Genomic DNA, 16,456 nt, shown 5'->3' on the forward strand with positions numbered 1-16,456 from the left:
ACAAAGTGCCAGTACACTTCACCTAGCAACCCTGTAGCCATTTCGGAAATCTAAAGTTTCTCCCCTAAAAACCCTTCCTCATCCCCTGAAACGCTCCCATCTCCACGTTTTAGGCCGATGCCAGTGCTAAATCATTTCCCCTTGCCACGGCAATTCATTTCACACAACATTCACCACTTCATCACTCTGGCCATGTAGCGGCAGCGTCATGTCCCTCGCAGCGGATGCAGCCGTTTATCGTAGTGCTGCCTGCTATCCTTTCGCTCATGCCCTTCTGGATTGTCCTCACTGCGGCCCTCCTCACCACCACCGCTCACGCCCAATGGCAGATCCAGGACTCCCACACCACCGCCAGCTTCCGTGGCATTCACAACGTCGGCAACGGAGTCGTGTGGGCCAGCGGAACCGAGGGCACTGTCCTCCGCACCACCGACGAAGGCACGACATGGCAGCGCTGCACCACCCCACCCGAAGCCGAAAAACTAGACTTCCGCGGTATCCAGGCCTTCGACCAGAACACCGCCATCGTCATGTCGTCAGGCCAAGGAAACCTCTCCCGCCTCTACAAAACAACGGACGCCTGCAAGACCTGGAAGCTCCTCTTCACCAACCCCGACAAAGAAGGCTTCTGGGACGCCATCAAATTTCCAAATCCTAAGCTTGGCTTCATCCTGGGCGACCCGATCACGAGAGCATTCAATTATGCGAAGCCGAGGCGCCGAAAGTTTACCGGCTTTGCTTTGCTCTATACAGAGGATGGAGGAGATCACTTCTTATACCGAACATCATTTGGGAACGAAGCGGATATATCAACGCAGGGTGCGTTTGCAGCAAGCAATAGCTCTCTATTTATAGGCTGGCCGGGAGTTTGGTTCGGAACTGGTGGGAAAGCTGGGGCAAAAATCTACCTCAACGTCTTTCAGCAACATATCGGCTTCCCAGACGATCGAATCGAGCTTGGAAGTGGCGAATGGAGGTCAATAAACTGGCCAGTGCCTCTGGCAAAGGGGGACGCTGCTGGAATTTTCTCCGTTTCGTTCAAGAGATCCGAACTAGTATCGCGCGACTCTCTCAATGTCGGCACAGGCCCCGTTTTCGAAACTTACGGCATAGCTGTCGGCGGTGATTACAAGAAACCAGAAGAACATAGTGAAACAGCGGCTTTCACCATTGACGGCGGTCAACATTGGACCGCATCGCAAACCCCACCCCACGGCTACCGCAGTTCAGTCGCCTACGACTCCACCACTGAAACCTGGATCACCGTAGGCCCCAACGGAACCGACATCTCCCGCGACGACGGCAAGAACTGGAGCACCCTAAAGCCCAGCGCACAAGACGCCCCCGACACAGACAAAAACTGGAACGCCCTCTCGCTCCCCTTCGTCGTAGGCCCCAAAGGCCGCATCGGCAAACTCCGCCCCGAAGCCCTCGCGCATTGACCACACTTCAACAAAGCCCCAAAAGCCCTCACCCGCAAACCTCAAAAAAAGGGCCATCAGCAAAGCGTCAAAAACATCATCCACAAACCTCAAAAAAAGGGGTCATCAGCAAAGCGTCAAAGACATCATCCACAAACCTCAAAAGTGTCATCAGCAAAGCGTCAAAGACATCATCCACAAACCTCAAAAGTGTCATCAGCAAAGCGTCAAGACGTCATCCACAAATCTCAAGTGTCATCCTGAGCGAAGCGTAGCGAAGTCGAAGGATCTGCGGTTCTCGAAGCACGGAAACTGCCCCTCCACGATTGGTGCCCCATCTTCGCGACGGTCTTATCGTCGCCAAGACCTCACCGACAGCAACAAAAGATAACAGGAGATCCCACGTAGAAATTACGTCAGAAAACATACCGTCATTCTGAAAACATACCGTCATTCTGAAAACTTACCGTCATTCTGAAAATATGCCGTCATTCTGAGCGTAGCGAAGAATCCCAGTATTTCGCCCGCACTCCCACAAGGATCGTCGCAAGCCGGGCACCGGGTGCCCATATTCGCGTCGCAGGCGGCCAAGATTCTCTCTCGTATTGCGAGCCGTTTCTCTCTTTAGCGGTGTCCAGAGGGATATTCTTTTTTACCCGGCAGCAGATTGGGAAAGAGTTTGCGAAAGCCGATGAACGCCTGCCAATCGCCCGAAGCGCGACCCCCGATCATGGAGAGACACCCGACCATAGGGCTAAAACCTGTCAAGCCCCAAAACCATACAAACCACTAAAAACAAACAGGATAAATCTGCCGATCAGTTTAGCCCCCGCTGCTAAACTAAATACAGGGATCGAAAAACAGGCCCAAAAGCTCCCAGGCTCGGGCCTTTACCCTTTGTTATCAATATTTTTGGGGTTAAACCCTTTCCATACAATATTTTACAGCAGAAAATCCAGTTAAGTTACTGAAAATTATATACTTACAAAAACGGTGAGGGGGGTATCAACTAGACCGCGACCGTAAACGTATCCTCGGTCCGTGTCACCGCGCGGTACATCGTATCCCGCTCAAACGGTTCACGGCCCGCCTCGGTAATCAAGCGAACCAGGTCCTTCCGCCGCAGCCCCTGCGGTGTCGTCGCCCCGGCATCGTGATAGATCTTCTCCTCGATCACGGTGCCATCGATGTCGTCGGCTCCAAACCGCAGTGAGATCTGAGCCATCTTCGGCGAGACCATCTGCCAGTAGCTCTTGATGTGCGAGAAATTGTCGAGCATCAACCGTCCAACGGCGATCTGCTTCACATCCAGCATTCCGGTCGTCCGCGGAATGTGGGCCAGCGCCGTGTTATCCGGATGAAACGCCAGCGGAATAAACGTCTGGAATCCGCCCGTCTCATCCTGAACCTCGCGCAACCGAACCAGGTGATCCACGCGATCCTCGTCGTTCTCCACGTGCCCGTAGAGCATCGTTGCATTCGATCGCAGCCCGATCTTGTGCGCCAGCCGCGCCGTATCCAGCCACTCCGACCCGTCGATCTTGTGGTCGCAGATAATGTGCCGGATTCGATCGGCGAAGATCTCCGCTCCGCCACCCGGCATCGAATCGACGCCCGCAGCCTTCATCCGCTCCAGCGTCTCAGCGATGGTCATCTTGCCCCGCTTGGCAAGAAACGCAACCTCCACCATCGTGAACGCTTTGATATGAACCTTGGGAAATCGCTCCTTCAGGCCGCGAACCAGGTCCATGAAGTACTCAAAAGGAAGATCCGGATGCAGACCGCCGACGATATGGAACTCCGTCACCGCCTCGGTGTAACCGGCGCCCGCGGTCTCCCATGCCTCTTCAAGAGCCATCGTGTACGTCCCCACCTCGCCCTTCTTACGGCCGAACGCGCACAGCCTGCACGAGGCAACACAGACATTGGTGGGATTGATATGACGATTGACGTTGAAATACGCAACATTGCCATGAAGCTTTTCGCGCACGAAGTTCGCCAGCCAACCCACCGCGAGAATGTCGCCGCTGCGATACAGGCGAACACCATCCTCGAAGCTCAGTCGCTCTCCAGCCAGCACCTTCTCCGCGATCGCCTCGAGCGCTCGATCGTCGGTCTGGAAGGAGTGTCGAGGCCGTGCGGGCGACCCCTGAAGACCTGCCGTAGCGGCAACATGGGTCAGCGAGATGGCACTGGGATTCCCGGTGGTGGCAATCGGATTCATACAACAATTCTAATCCTTTGCCAGGGTCGCAAACCTGACTCAGTGCTTCGCGACCTCGGTAGAGTTCACCATCTCCGGCTGGATGACGACACCGTCGTACAAAGTCGCCCCCACCATATGCTCTCCGACTGGCCGCAACAGGCGCAGGTTCCATCCGGTATTCCAGTACGACACAGTTTTATCCGGAAGGTGCGCCGAAAACGCGATCGTCGTAGGACTGTTGGCTGTGATCAGCACCCGCTGTCCCTTCTCGTCGTAGAAGATGCTGTTCACATCCCGCACAAACAGGTTCTTCACCACCTGCCAGGTCGTTCCCTTATCTTCCGAGAGATAGACTCCCTCGCGTCCGCCGATCCACAGGCCGCCGAAGCCGTCCACGGCAACCGCTGTAATCTGGGTCAGCTCCGACGGAGGATTGATCGCAGTCCACGTGCGACCGTCATCGGTCGTCAGAGACGCCTTCGACAGCGATGCAGCCAGAATCGTCGATTTTGAGGAGGAGATCGCGGACCAGACATGCCCCTGCGGATCTGCAGTCAGGTTCCAGCTCAGACCTCCATCGACGCTCTTCAAAATCCCGTCCTGGGTCCCGGCGAAGATTTGCTGCCCGTCCCGAGTAAAGGCGAATACGGATCCGTCGAATGGTTTCGGAGCAGGCTTCTTCTTCACCGGTGCCTTCGGAGTAACTTTCCGAGCCGCTGCTCCCTTTTTCCTGACGACAACCGGTTTTGCGACTGGAGGCTCCTCCGTCACAGGAAGTTCCAAAGATACACGGTCTACCTTGTTCCAGAGCTCTCCATTCAGCCTGTAGATTCCGTGCCTGGTACCCGCGAGAATGGTTCCATCCGGACCCTGACCAAGACTGAGAACATCGTGGGCGTCAAGCCCTCCATTCTTCTGCGTCCACGTCAGCCCTCCGTTCGTGCTCACGAAGGCTCCGCCCCACGCTTTGTCATTCACCATGCCGACATAGATCGTTCCCGGTTGACGCATGTCCTCGACATAAGACGTAATTTGTCGCGAGGAGAATCCGGTGTTGGTGGACCGGAAGCTGGCACCTCCATCGTTCGAGACCAGAACGCCTCCACGATCGGTCGCCAGCAGAATTCGGTTTGTATCCGCCGGATTGATAAAGACGTCGTTGACGATCAACTCCGGTCCTGTCGTACGGATCCACGTCTTTCCAGAATCGCTCGTGCGATAGAGCCCTTCTGTTGTCCCGGCAAAGACGATGTTCTGGTGCTGAGGATCCTGCATGAGAACGCGGGTTCTGCGGGCAGTGGAAGGAATCCCCTGAATCTTCTGGAAACGTCCGCCTGCAGTCTCACTCTTGTAGATTCCCGAACAAGCGCTCGCATAAACCACGTTGGGATCCTTCGGATCGATGATGATCGAGAACACGTCAGAGTCGTCGATCACGCCTTCTTTGATATTCGACCAGTTCGCGCCGTCATCCGTGGTCTTCCACGGCAGATGCCATGTTCCCGCGTAGATGATCTTCGGGTCCTTCGGGTCGATGGCGATCGATTCGACCTCATGAATCTCCGTACTTCCTTCAGGACTGATGAGCTTCCAGGTTGCTCCACTGTCGACACTCTTATAAACACCTTTGAGTGTTCCGGTAACGAATACCTTCGGATCGGAGGGTGAGTTTACCAATGCCCGGATCGACTGCCCCTTCATCTGGGACTCGACGTTCCAGCTTGCACCACCATCGCTGCTGACAAAAAGTCCGCCATCGGTGCTGCCCAACACCCAGGCCCCTACCAGAATTCTCTTTGGAGTGGATGGATCGATGATGATGTTGTCTAAAACGAGATCGTCGCGATTTCCGATGCGGGCTAGCCGTTTCCACTCCCCTCCACCATTATGCGACTCATAGATCCAGCCAACCGCGGTGCCCAGATAGAGATGCTGGTTGTCATGAGGATCGACTGCGAACGAGCGCGCATCTCCACCATCAGGTCCGAACGGCAGCCAGTTAGGAGGGATCGCTTCAGAGCGGGCTGAGAAACTAAATAGGGTAATAAGAACTGCGAGGAGAGAGGTCCGTTTTTTAAGTTGTCTCATAGATCCTGCTGACCAAAGTTTAACTAACCGTGGCCATTAGATGTTAGCTGACTCGATAACAAAAGGCTGACCGGGAAGATTCCCGGTCAGCCTTTTGGTTCGTTCTTTCGTTGCGATGACTAGCGGTGATGTGCCCCGCCAGTGCGAGGGACAACCTTCACAGCGCTCTCGTCAACCGGCGTAAGTCCGGTCTGATCAAGAGTTGCTCCGGTGGGTACCAGCGTGGAGGTGACCGTCTTGCCGTCCTGCGATCCGGAATAGACCGAGATGCGGCTGGCGTCGATGCCCTTCTCCTTCACCAGGTAGTCCTTCGTGTTGACAGCGCGAGCGGAGGCAGCCTTGACTCCGGCCTTCTCGGTGCTGGCGGCGTTGCCGACAACTACGAGTTTCGCATCCGAGGTGCGCTGCAGGTTGAGAGCAACCTCATCGAGGCAAGCCTTGGCTTCGTTGTCAACGCGAGTCGGACGGCGCTTGTCACGATCGAAGTTGATCGAGCAGAGAGCCTGGGTGGTCGGCGCCGGCGGAGGTGGAGGCGCGTTCACCGTTACTGTCGCGGTGCAGGAAGCAGACTGACCCTTATCGTCAACCACATTTGCCGTTACCGTAATGGTTCCCGGAGCAGCGCCCGTGGTGTTCAGGGTAGCGGTGGAGGTGTTTCCGGTGACCGATCCAGCCGTCGAACTGTAGCTGTAGGTCAGAGGACGATTCTGCGGGCTGGTGCCGTTGGCGGTGATGGTCGAAGAATCGCCGGGCGCAACAGTCGAGGGATTCGCCGAGCAGCTGACCGTGGGCGGCTGGAACTGCTGAACGGTGAACGGAGCCGAGCAATCGGCCATGTCGCCGGGCTTGTTGCCCTGGGAGACGTGCCCCTTGACGGTGTAGCTGCCAGGGTTGAGGTTCGTCGTCGTGACGTTCGCGGTGGTCTCAGTTCCGGAGACAGTGCCGCCATCAGAGGTCCAGTTATAGGTGGGGGTCTTCTTCGGGTTGAGGTTTGCAGCCGTTCCGGTCACAGTGATCGGGTCGCCAGGGTAAGCCGTCGACGGCGAAGCCGAGCAGGTGAAGGTAACGGGGGGAGGAGGAATGATGTGACCGAAGTGCGTCACGATACCCGTGCTCAGGTCCACGCCGCTCAGATTGGCGCGTCCACCGGTTGGTCCGCTGGGCGGAGGAGTATAGGGACCGAAGTTGGCGTGGATGTAGCGATAATCGGCTTCAAACAGGCGGAACGAGAATCGGTTATTGAAGAAGGGCAGATCATAGTCCATACCGCCACCGGCCGTAAGGGTCGGTCCCCAGGTCCAGGGATTGTGGTACTGGAACGAGCGATAGGAGTTCGGACCAACCAACTTTCCGCCACCGGCCAGACCGTGAGCGAAGAGGGTGAAATTCTGCATCGGAGCGCGGAAGATCGGACCAGCGGAAGCACTATACAATCCGTCGTTCTTACCGTCCGGATGGGCGACAAAGTTGATTTCGCCACCAAAGTACTTATTGAAGTAATACGCGCCACTTCCGATGGCTCCCAGATCAATGGAGCTGTAATTGACGCCCAGCGGCTTCAACTGACCGTGTGCCCCGAAATAGGAATACCCTGTGAAAACATCAATTCGGGAGGGGTTAGTGCCCACGGGGGCGGCTGTGCTGGGAGTCTGCGCACCCAGACTCGCGACTCCAAGGCTGACTGCACATGCAGCCAGTACGAACCGGCCAAAATTACGTAAAGGGCTATAAACCATTCGACTTCCTCCGCTCAAATTCTTCCAGTGTCAGGAGCCTTTTCGGCTCAATCTTGTTGATATGGTGCTTCTGATTCAGTAAAGCTTACCGCAGGTTGCTAGCTGTACCGGTAAAAAATACTCTGCGGCAACTATATTTTCAATACTTTACATCGAACGACGTGCGGAAGGACCAGGGGAGAACCTTCCCAGTTATTAGCAATTCCGAAAGATCAGGCGAGATTCAAAGTCTTTCGGACGGACCCGCGTTCGCGTTGTATCTTCTCCTGCAGCAACGTGATAGCGTACAGCAACTGTTCGGGACGTGGAGGGCAGCCCGGCACATAAATATCAACCGGAATAACCTGATTGACTCCCTGAAGCAAGGCGTAATTATTGAAGACGCCGCCGGAGGTTGCGCAGGCGCCCATCGAGATCACCCATTTCGGTTCCGGCATCTGCTCGTAGAGCCGACGAATTACCGGAGCCATCTTCTGCGAGACCCTTCCCGCGATGATCATGAGATCACTTTGCCGAGGTGAGGGCCGGAAGACCTCAGCACCGAAGCGGGCGATATCATAGCGGGATCCTCCCATGGACATCATCTCGATCGCGCAACAGGCCAAACCGAAGGTCATCGGCCAGACCGAATTCTTGCGCACCCAGTTGATCGCAGCGTCGAGCGACGCCAGGACGATCCCTTCCGGCTGATCGTACCCCCAGTTAACCTCTCTCAGCTTTTCCTGATTCTTGGCGAAGCTATCGAGGCTGCCAAAGAGATAACGGTCTCCCTTTTGAGGCACTTCTGTCGGGCGACCGCTACTGGTATTCTCTGATCCTTTGCTCATACCCTAATAATAGAGCCGAGCTTGCCATTCGGGGGATCTTTCGACAACATTCCGAGAGTGTCTCTGAAGACGATCGGTTCTCAACGCTGCCGAGAACGACGTCCGGTTAGCGCGCGTTCTCTTCCATCGCATGCAGCAGAGCCGAACGCAGGGACCGCTGCTGTTGCTTTTCGAGCTTGGCACCTTCGTGCGTGAGATAAAAGACGTCGATTGCCGTCTCGCCTTCTGTATCGACCAGGGCGACCTCGATGTTGTGACCGTGGGCAGCGAGGGTAAGGCTCAATGCGCGAAGAAGTCCGGGAAGATCCTGCGCGACAACTTCCACCAAGGTGCTATGAGAAGATGCCTCGTCGTTGAACTCGACACGCGGCTGCACGGCGACCTTTGGAGCTTTCCGCCGTCCGCGACGCCGCCCGCTCAACAACTTTTCGACCGGCACAGCCCCCGTCATCACGTCGTAGATGCTCTTTACAAAGCGATCATGTTCCGACGAGTTCATCTCCAATGTCCGGAACGTGTCGGTGAAACGGAAGCTGTCGACCACGATTCCTTTGCGGTTGGAGAATGCGTCCGCGGTCACGATATTCATTCCCCAGGCGGACAGGGCTCCGGTCATATTGGCAAAGAGCAGGGCGCGGTCCGGTGTGACCACTGTGAGCTCGCTGACTGCGGGGGAGTAGCGGAAGTCCAGCTGCACCCTGTCTTCGCTGAGCCGTTCGGCCATGCTGAAGTGGGTGCGGATCTGTTCGGCGGAGCGGGTCAGAACGTATCGCTCGGGAAAGCCCTCGAGAAACTCTGCGACGGAGGCTCTTCGATCGGGAATCAGCGCCGAAACCCGATCGACCAGCTCCTGGGCTTCCTGCGCGCCTACACGATCATCGTCAACGCTCCGGTCCAGATAGTTAGCGGTCGCGATATAGAGGCGCCACAGGTTCTCCGCCTTCCAGGGAGTCAAGGCATCGGGATGGACGGCATTGATGTCCGCATAGGTGAAAAGAGTCAGCATTCGGAGCAGCTCCGGCGTCTGCACCTTGCCCGCAAAGGCTCGCACCGTCTCGGCGTCGAAGATATCGCGGCGCAAAGTCGAAGACATCTCCAGGTGATTCGCGATGAGGCCGGTAACCAGATCACTTTCGTAGGAATCGAGCTCGAGCCGCGCCAGTAGCGCTCGCGCCATCCGCGCGCTCTCTTCCGCATGATCTCCCGTGCTGCGCCCCTTGCCGGTGTCGTGGAGAAGCGCCATAAGGTACAGAAGCGCGGGATGGGGAAGCTCGCGCAACAACGCTCCAAAGCGCGAGGCCCACTCGGCATGCGAGCCCCATTCCAGCCTGGTGGCGACGGGGGAGTTTTCGAGACTGTGAAGCGTATCGATCAGGACAAAAGTGTGTTCGTCTACCGTGTAGCGGTGATACGCATCGCGGATGACAAGCGCATCGATCCCGTGGAATTCAGGAACCAGTAATTCGAGAATTCCCAGCGCATGCATGGCGCGAAGAGCGTGGCCGGCATAGGGCCCGACGAGAATATCCTTGAGCCGGCTCCACAAAGCGGGGCCCTCCTCGAGGCTGGCGGAGATCGGCCCGAGAGCATGGGAAAGCCTCTCTTCAGTCTCACGGTCCAGCGTGCAGCCGCTGCGGGCCATGGCGGCAAAGACTTCCAGCACTACCTCGGGATTGTGCGCCGGATCTTCCGCCCTCGACCCGAGAGCCACAGCCGACCTGAGTATCAGCTGTCCTCGTTCGATACGAAACTCTCCAAAGGATTCGGCCGCACGGGGGCGCTTCAGCATGATTTTTCTGGACTGCTTGCGAGCAGGCAGATCTTCAATTCCCCGCTTCAAAGCGCGTTCGATACTGCGCGCATGGCGAAAGTAAATCCGCATCCAGTAAGCAGCATCAACAGGGCTACCGCGATCTCCGTTGAGTCCGGTCGACATCGCTGCGGCGGCATCCTGAGCCTGCCAATCGAGCGTGTTGTCGTCACGCTCGTGGCGGTAATGAAGAAAACATCGCAGCAGATGCAGAAATTCAACTGCCTGACGGAATCCATTGTCCTCAGCTGCAGAGGAGGCGCTGTGACCGGACGCGCCATCCAGGATCGCAAGCCACCCGCAGACATGAACGTCGCGAAGACCTCCAGGGCAGTCCTTGATATTCGGCTCAAGATGAAAGAGCGTGCTGCCATACTTGGTGTGACGCTCACGGGTCAGCTCCAGCAGACGGTCCACCACTGCGTTTCGATCGCGCTCCACCAGCTTCGGCAAAGTATCCCTGGAAAGCCTGGCATAGAGCCCGGCGTCACCAATGAGCAGACGATGATCGAGCAGTGCGAGAGTAAACTCAGCGTTGTCCGGGGAAAAACGCTCGCATTCCGGAAGCCTGCGAATGGTCTGCGCGACCCGGATGCCGCAATCCCACATCTCCTGACTGATGCGCCGGATCGACTCTTTCAGGTCTTTTTCGCTGGCCTTGGCATCGAGAAGGAACAGCAGATCGACATCGGAGTGCGGAAACAGTTCTCTGCGTCCATAACCCCCGATTGCCAGTAAAGCAACCCCTCCCGCAAGACGGGGATTTTGTTCCAGAGCCTCCTGCCAGAGAGAGCAGGTCAACTCGTCCACAGCCGAGGTTCTGGCGGCGAGAGTCGCCAAGCCTGAAGCGCCAGCCTCGAAGGCCCCGCGAATCTCAAACATCCTTCGCTGATACAGATTGCGCCGCTCGTTGCCTGTGGACTCGCTCGCCTGCATTCACTCTCCCCGAGCCTTCAGGATATTTCACCCGTCTCACAACTTCGGGTTCGGCTTCTTCTCTGGAACGCAACACCTCGCCTCGAACTGGAGACTAAAGTGCGATCTCGCCCCGTTCGTCGTTGCGGATTCGAATTGCATCGTCGATCTTCGAGATGAAGATTTTTCCGTCACCGATGGTTCCGGTTCGGGCTGCGGAGATAATTGCGTTTACCGCACCGTCAACCATCTCATCAGTGACGACGATTTCGAGCTTTACCTTGGGAAGCAGGTCCACCGAATATTCACGGCCCCGATAGACCTCGGTGTGGCCCTTCTGCCGGCCATGCCCGCGAGCTTCGAGGATCGTCATTCCATCGACCCCGATTTCTACCAGTGCATCCTTCACCGCGTCGAGCTTTGACGGCTGGATCACCGCCTCAATCTTCTGCATATTCGTATCGTCCTCTCAGGCCTTTGCTCTCAACTCTAGTGCGCCCAGTCGTAACCTTCTTCGCCGTGCTGGGAGAGATCAAGACCATCGCGTTCTTCTTCCTCACTCACCCTAAGCCCCATCGACTTGTCCACGACGAACAAAATGATGATCGTACCCACAATGGAAATTGTCCATGCGATTGCGACCCCACCAATCTGATTCAGGAGCTGGTGCCAGTTTCCCTCAATCAGTCCGGTAGCCTTTCCCGCACCGAAGATAGGATTGATGGCACTGTTGGCAAAGATTCCGGTCAGAACTGCTCCGAGGGTTCCACCAGCTCCATGAACGCCGAAGGCGTCGAGAGAGTCATCATAACCGAACCAGGCCTTCACCTTCACGACCATCAGGTAGCAGAAGACACCTGCGATCAGACCGATCCAGAGCGCCGAAATCGGCGTTACAAAGCCTGCCGCTGGAGTGATGGCAACCAGTCCGGCGACGGCTCCCGAGATGGCGCCGAGTGCGGAGGCCTTGCCCTGCCGCTTCCATTCCGCGGCGATCCAGCCAATCGCTGCCGCAGCTGCAGCGAAGTGGGTTGTCACGAAGGCAGAGGTCGCCAGAGTTCCTGCCGACAGCGCGGAACCGGCATTGAAGCCGAACCAGCCCACCCAGAGAAGGCAGGCGCCGATAAAGCTGAGAACGACGGAGTGAGGCGGCATGGGTTCCTTGGGGAATCCGAGACGCTTGCCAAGATAGATCGCCGTCACGAGGGCCGAGACACCTGATGTGACGTGTACGACAGTTCCGCCGGCAAAATCGAGGCATGGAATTCGCCCGCCCGCCGCCGCATTCAACAGACCACCTTTACCCCAGACCATGTGCGCCATGGGGCTATAGATGAACAGTGTCCACAGCGCCATGAAGACCAGCATCGAGGAGAACTTCACACGCTCGGCGAAAGCTCCGGTAATCAAGGCCGGGGTAATGATTGCAAACATCAGTTGATAGACCATGAAGGTCTGGAGCGGAATCGTCGCCGCATATGCGGGATCGGGCGCCAAGCCTACACCGTGAAGAAAGGCGTTGTGAAAGCCACCAATAAACGAGTTTCCCTGACCAAAGGCGAGCGAGTAGCTCACCAGGGCCCACAGCACCGTCACCATGGCCATCATGGCGAAGGTCTGCATCATGGTGCCAAGAACATTCTTCTTGCGTACCAGACCGCCATAGAACAGTGCCAATCCGGGGCCGCTCATCATCAACACCAGTGCCGAGGAGACCAGCATCCACGCATTGTCGCCTGAGGTCTGCGCCGCGGCGATCGCGGTGGTGTTGTCCGCTGTCTGCTTTTCGAGCGTCGCCAGCCGATCCGCCTGCGAAGAAGGAGCAAGTGCTACGGGGGCCTCCGCGAGGGCTGTGTGCCCAGCCAGCATCGGGCCGCTCACTCCAAACACGAGCAGAAACGCCAGAAACACCTTCACTACGGCAACACGCATGGATCAATCACCTGTCTTGATAAAGATTTGAAAATTCGGAAGAGACATGCAGAATGAACCGCTCGGAGAGGAACGACAAACCTGCAGTTTTGTCTTCGCTACGGCGTGGGAGCAAAGACTTATGTCGAACTGATGTATTTAATCTACACAAGGGGAAGCGCATCACAAAGCGGGAAATCCTCAGACAGCGTTTCGTATCTTGTGCCCTCTTCCCTGCTCTCTTCCTCAGGGCTATTGCCCGGCGAGCACTGTCTCCAAAATCAAGAGCCTCTCCGTTTCGAGATTGCCGGTTGCCATCCGCCTTCCGGCTCGACGATACCAGTAGGCTGCGTTTCCCTCATCGCCTTCCTTACGATGCAGATACGCATGAACCCATGCACTGTTTGCGTCCTCCCCGTCCTGCGCCACCTCGTGAGCACGTTCCCAGTTGCCCTGGACATCCCACCACAAGGCCAGCACGGCCCCTTGAAACTGATCCGGATCGGCTGCTTTGAATTCTGCTTCCGTCATGACGGTCTGCCCCCTATTGCGCAGGCGCGGCGTATCCGCGTTCCCGCATCCACTTGATCAGGAGATCGGGCCACACGCTTAGCTGCGGGTTGGCAGTCGCCAACCCAGCACCGTGCGCTCCATGCTGGAACAGATGCATTTCGGCGGGAACACCGGAACGGACCAGCGCCTCATAGAACATCACACTGTTCATGACCGGGACGGTCTTGTCATCGGTGGTAGAGAACAGAAACGTAGGCGGCGTCTGGGCCGTAACCTGCGTCTCCTCGGAGAGTGCGCTTACCAAAGCAGGATCCGGAGTCTCCCCTAAAAGATTGAGTCTGGAGCCGGCGTGAACCGATGGATCCATCATCGTGATGACGGGATACGCCAGAATGAGGAAATCGGGCTTACTGCTCTTCTGCTCGATAGGATCGACCGCGTTTGGATCGCCGGGGGCGAAGTGGGTTCCGGCGGATGCAGCCAGATGTCCTCCCGCAGAGAAGCCCAAAATGCCTACGTGATCTTCGGCGATTCCATATTCTCCGGCGTCTGCGCGCACCAGCCGGATTGCCCGCTGCGCATCGCCAAGCTCTACCGGGTGGTGATACCTCGGCCCAAGGCGATAACGGAGGACAAAGGCAGCTACGCCACGGTCGTTCAACCATCGGGCAACCGCAAAACCTTCCTTGTCGATGGCGAGATGCTGGTATCCACCACCGGGCGCGACAACGACTCCGGTTTTCGTTGAATTTGCACCCTTCGGCAGAAAGACCGTCAGCTCGGGCTTGTCGGTGTCATCGCTGCCAAGGGCTCCGGGAGCGCCTGAGGGCCACAAGAGGATTTCCGGCCCGGGGTTTGCCGGGCTTGTTCCCTGCTGAGCGAAGACTGCAGGTGAAACGAGTGTCAATACCATCGAGCACGCCGCGGTAAATCGCACGTTGAATTTTCTCCTCACGTTGCTCCACTCTAACAACTCCCCGAAAGGTGGCAGACGCACGGATAGATTTTTTCACGGAGAATCACGTACCCTATCGTTGGGTCAAAGCATCGGGAGAACAAATGAAGGATCTGGTTCAGAAGCAACTCGCACAGTCGATCTCCACACTGCAGGCTACGATGGAGGATCGAAACATAGCCGATACCATTGTGACCATTGCAGAACTGACCGCCAACGCAATGCTGGCGGGCCGCAAGCTGATGGTTGCGGGAAATGGCGGCTCAGCAGCCGATGCCCAGCACCTTGTTGCGGAGTTCGTCGTCAGGCTGGTGGAGAATCGGCCTGCATTGAGAGCGATCGCTTTAACGACTGATACCTCCATCATCACGGCAGCCGGAAATGACTTTTCCTACGACTGTATCTTTGCCCGCCAGGTTGAGGCGCTGGGCCAGCCGGGCGATGTCTTCTTAGGCATTTCCACCTCAGGAAATTCGAAGAACATCCTTCAGGCCGTACAACAGGCCAAAGAGCTGAACATCACAACGGTTGGTTTCACCGGCAATGGCGGCGGCCGAATGGCGGCTCTGTGCGATCACAACGTCATCATCCCTTCTAATGTGACGATGAACATTCAGGAGAGTCATCTGGCGCTTGAACACATCTTCTGTCTGGGTGTCGAACATTTCTACTTCAAGAAGGAAACCTCCTGACGCGGATCAGTCGCCCGGCTCCTTGAGCAGAAGCTCCACATCGAGACGAAAACCCTTCTCCCGGACCGCGCCGACGTAGGTCCGGGCTAGACGCCCGCTGCGATCTATCAGAAGCGTTGTGGGGAGACCGTCCATTCCATAGCCAACCTGCGACATCGGCCGAATGAGGGCCACGGGATAGGACACGTGAAGCGTTTCAAGAAAACGACTTACTCCGACAGGAACCTCATTGGAGTCTCGTTCATCCATGGCAACCCCAACCACGGTGAATCCCTGTGCACCGAAATCGTGACTGACGTGCATCAAAATTGGAGTTTCTTCCCAGCACGGAACGCACCAACTCGCCCAGTAGTTAATTGCAACAACCTGGCCACGGTGATCGGAGAGTTTCCACGTTTGACCATCGAGCAGTGTCAGAGTCAGTGGCGGCACGGGTTTTCTACTCTTCGGTGTGGCGAGGCCAGCGGAACGGTGGGAATGGGCGAGGATAGCGACGGCCAGCGTGATTCCTGTCAGGCCGACAAGGATGTATCGAAGGTAAATACTTCTGGACACTGTCATATGACCTGTGACGTGAGTGCACCCACACGGAGAGGGCCGGGGAAACGGTATGAGTATAGGCCGACGTCTTACTCAACGAAAGTATTTTGCATAGCGAAAGACTTTTGTCGAGTCCTTCGCGAACGCAGGCCGCATCTCAATCAGATTGAATGTATCCGAGCAGGTTGGACGTATTCAGGACTCTCAGGTTCTTAGTCGAAATTTATTCGCAGCGGCGATTCGAGGAGATCAAATGCACGATACTTACAAAAAACAGAAGCAGGTCAAACTGGCCGCACGCATGTCGGTCTTTATTGGCATGCTCTGTCTGATTGCCGGTTGTAACACCAAGACCAAGGCGACTCCCGAAAATTTCACCAAGGCGATCAACACCTATTTTCTGGATCGCCCAGAGTGCCTCTTCCCGAATATTCGTTTTCCCTACGCGACGGCTGACGCTGCAGAGACTAAGCAGATGAACGCTCTGGTCCGATCACGTCTCCTCGAATCGAGCTATGAGTCAGCCGTCAAGACGACTCGTTACACGGTGAGCCGGACCGGGGAACGTTTCGCACCACGCTTTTGTTATGGGTACCGCGAAATTAGCGCGATCGACAGCTTCACGCCGCCAAAGACCGGGCCGAGCGGCTTTCCCGAGACGGAGATCAACTATCGCTATCAGTTCAAGAATGTTCCGGTCTGGGCTCAGGCTTCCGATATAGCGGACGCATTCCCCAAGATGAAACAGGCCACGACGACTGGCGGCGCCGACAAGATTACCCTGGCACAGACACTCGCGGGCTGGCAGGTGCCGGAACGATAGCCCGCTGGCCCGCGCTCCT

13 protein-coding genes are annotated in these 16,456 nt (G+C 56.7%); 3 read left to right on the forward strand and 10 right to left on the reverse strand.

Annotated features, from left to right (window positions below; genetic code table 11):
- Positions 1-224 precede the first annotated feature (224 nt).
- Complete coding sequence (locus BDD14_RS06700) at positions 225-1,442, forward strand: beta propeller repeat protein (RefSeq protein WP_242617784.1); 1,218 nt, start codon at positions 225-227, stop codon at positions 1,440-1,442.
- 988 nt (positions 1,443-2,430) lie between these two features.
- Here the strand turns inward: BDD14_RS06700 and mqnE are convergent.
- From mqnE to BDD14_RS06745, 9 genes are all read right to left on the reverse strand, one after another.
- A complete protein-coding gene (mqnE, locus tag BDD14_RS06705) occupies positions 2,431-3,645 on the reverse strand; it encodes an aminofutalosine synthase MqnE (protein ID WP_242617785.1) in 1,215 nt (404 codons plus the stop codon).
- Positions 3,646-3,684: 39 nt separating this feature from the next.
- The gene (locus BDD14_RS06710; protein ID WP_165419951.1) at positions 3,685-5,715 is read right to left on the reverse strand and encodes a WD40/YVTN/BNR-like repeat-containing protein; all 2,031 of its coding nucleotides are present in this window, start codon (positions 5,713-5,715) and stop codon (positions 3,685-3,687) included.
- Between the two features lie 119 nt (positions 5,716-5,834).
- Positions 5,835-7,451 (reverse strand): OmpA family protein, encoded by a 1,617-nt coding sequence (locus BDD14_RS06715; protein WP_130418127.1) that lies wholly within the window; start codon positions 7,449-7,451, stop codon positions 5,835-5,837.
- 212 nt (positions 7,452-7,663) lie between these two features.
- The gene (locus BDD14_RS06720) at positions 7,664-8,278 is read right to left on the reverse strand and encodes an NADH-quinone oxidoreductase subunit B (protein ID WP_130418128.1); all 615 of its coding nucleotides are present in this window, start codon (positions 8,276-8,278) and stop codon (positions 7,664-7,666) included.
- A 106-nt stretch (positions 8,279-8,384) separates the two neighbouring features.
- On the reverse strand, positions 8,385-11,024 hold the full coding sequence (gene glnD, locus BDD14_RS06725; protein WP_130418129.1) for a [protein-PII] uridylyltransferase: 2,640 nt from the start codon (positions 11,022-11,024) through the stop codon (positions 8,385-8,387).
- Between the two features lie 94 nt (positions 11,025-11,118).
- Positions 11,119-11,457, reverse strand: coding sequence for a P-II family nitrogen regulator (locus BDD14_RS06730; RefSeq protein ID WP_130418130.1), 339 nt, complete (start codon positions 11,455-11,457; stop codon positions 11,119-11,121).
- Between the two features lie 35 nt (positions 11,458-11,492).
- On the reverse strand, positions 11,493-12,935 hold the full coding sequence (locus tag BDD14_RS06735) for an ammonium transporter (protein WP_130418131.1): 1,443 nt from the start codon (positions 12,933-12,935) through the stop codon (positions 11,493-11,495).
- Between the two features lie 231 nt (positions 12,936-13,166).
- Positions 13,167-13,445: a hypothetical protein gene (locus BDD14_RS06740; RefSeq protein WP_130418132.1), complete on the reverse strand. Its 279-nt coding sequence runs from the start codon at positions 13,443-13,445 to the stop codon at positions 13,167-13,169.
- Positions 13,446-13,458: 13 nt separating this feature from the next.
- Positions 13,459-14,364: an alpha/beta hydrolase gene (locus tag BDD14_RS06745; RefSeq protein ID WP_242617786.1), complete on the reverse strand. Its 906-nt coding sequence runs from the start codon at positions 14,362-14,364 to the stop codon at positions 13,459-13,461.
- Between the two features lie 122 nt (positions 14,365-14,486).
- Between BDD14_RS06745 and BDD14_RS06750 the strand changes: the two genes are divergently transcribed.
- A complete protein-coding gene (locus tag BDD14_RS06750) occupies positions 14,487-15,074 on the forward strand; it encodes a D-sedoheptulose-7-phosphate isomerase (protein WP_130418133.1) in 588 nt (195 codons plus the stop codon).
- 6 nt (positions 15,075-15,080) lie between these two features.
- On the opposite strand, the gene BDD14_RS06755 is transcribed toward BDD14_RS06750, so the two are convergent.
- On the reverse strand, positions 15,081-15,629 hold the full coding sequence (locus BDD14_RS06755; protein WP_207231698.1) for a TlpA family protein disulfide reductase: 549 nt from the start codon (positions 15,627-15,629) through the stop codon (positions 15,081-15,083).
- 238 nt (positions 15,630-15,867) lie between these two features.
- On the opposite strand from BDD14_RS06755, the gene BDD14_RS06760 reads away from it, so the two are divergent.
- On the forward strand, positions 15,868-16,437 hold the full coding sequence (locus tag BDD14_RS06760) for a hypothetical protein (protein ID WP_130418135.1): 570 nt from the start codon (positions 15,868-15,870) through the stop codon (positions 16,435-16,437).
- The last annotated feature ends 19 nt before the right edge of the window (positions 16,438-16,456 follow it).

Source organism: Edaphobacter modestus (assembly GCF_004217555.1).
Taxonomy (GTDB): domain Bacteria; phylum Acidobacteriota; class Terriglobia; order Terriglobales; family Acidobacteriaceae; genus Edaphobacter; species Edaphobacter modestus.

Bases quoted from the DNA above. Each gene is read 5' to 3' on its own strand.
- BDD14_RS06700 (WP_242617784.1), top strand. From the start codon at position 225: ATGCAGCCGTTTATCGTAGTGCTGCCTGCTATCCTTTCGCTCATGCCC.
- mqnE (WP_242617785.1), bottom strand. From the start codon at position 3,645: ATGAATCCGATTGCCACCACCGGGAATCCCAGTGCCATCTCGCTGACC.
- BDD14_RS06710 (WP_165419951.1), bottom strand. From the start codon at position 5,715: ATGAGACAACTTAAAAAACGGACCTCTCTCCTCGCAGTTCTTATTACC.
- BDD14_RS06715 (WP_130418127.1), bottom strand. From the start codon at position 7,451: ATGGTTTATAGCCCTTTACGTAATTTTGGCCGGTTCGTACTGGCTGCA.
- BDD14_RS06720 (WP_130418128.1), bottom strand. From the start codon at position 8,278: ATGAGCAAAGGATCAGAGAATACCAGTAGCGGTCGCCCGACAGAAGTG.
- glnD (WP_130418129.1), bottom strand. From the start codon at position 11,024: ATGCAGGCGAGCGAGTCCACAGGCAACGAGCGGCGCAATCTGTATCAG.
- BDD14_RS06730 (WP_130418130.1), bottom strand. From the start codon at position 11,457: ATGCAGAAGATTGAGGCGGTGATCCAGCCGTCAAAGCTCGACGCGGTG.
- BDD14_RS06735 (WP_130418131.1), bottom strand. From the start codon at position 12,935: ATGCGTGTTGCCGTAGTGAAGGTGTTTCTGGCGTTTCTGCTCGTGTTT.
- BDD14_RS06740 (WP_130418132.1), bottom strand. From the start codon at position 13,445: ATGACGGAAGCAGAATTCAAAGCAGCCGATCCGGATCAGTTTCAAGGG.
- BDD14_RS06750 (WP_130418133.1), top strand. From the start codon at position 14,487: ATGAAGGATCTGGTTCAGAAGCAACTCGCACAGTCGATCTCCACACTG.
- BDD14_RS06760 (WP_130418135.1), top strand. From the start codon at position 15,868: ATGCACGATACTTACAAAAAACAGAAGCAGGTCAAACTGGCCGCACGC.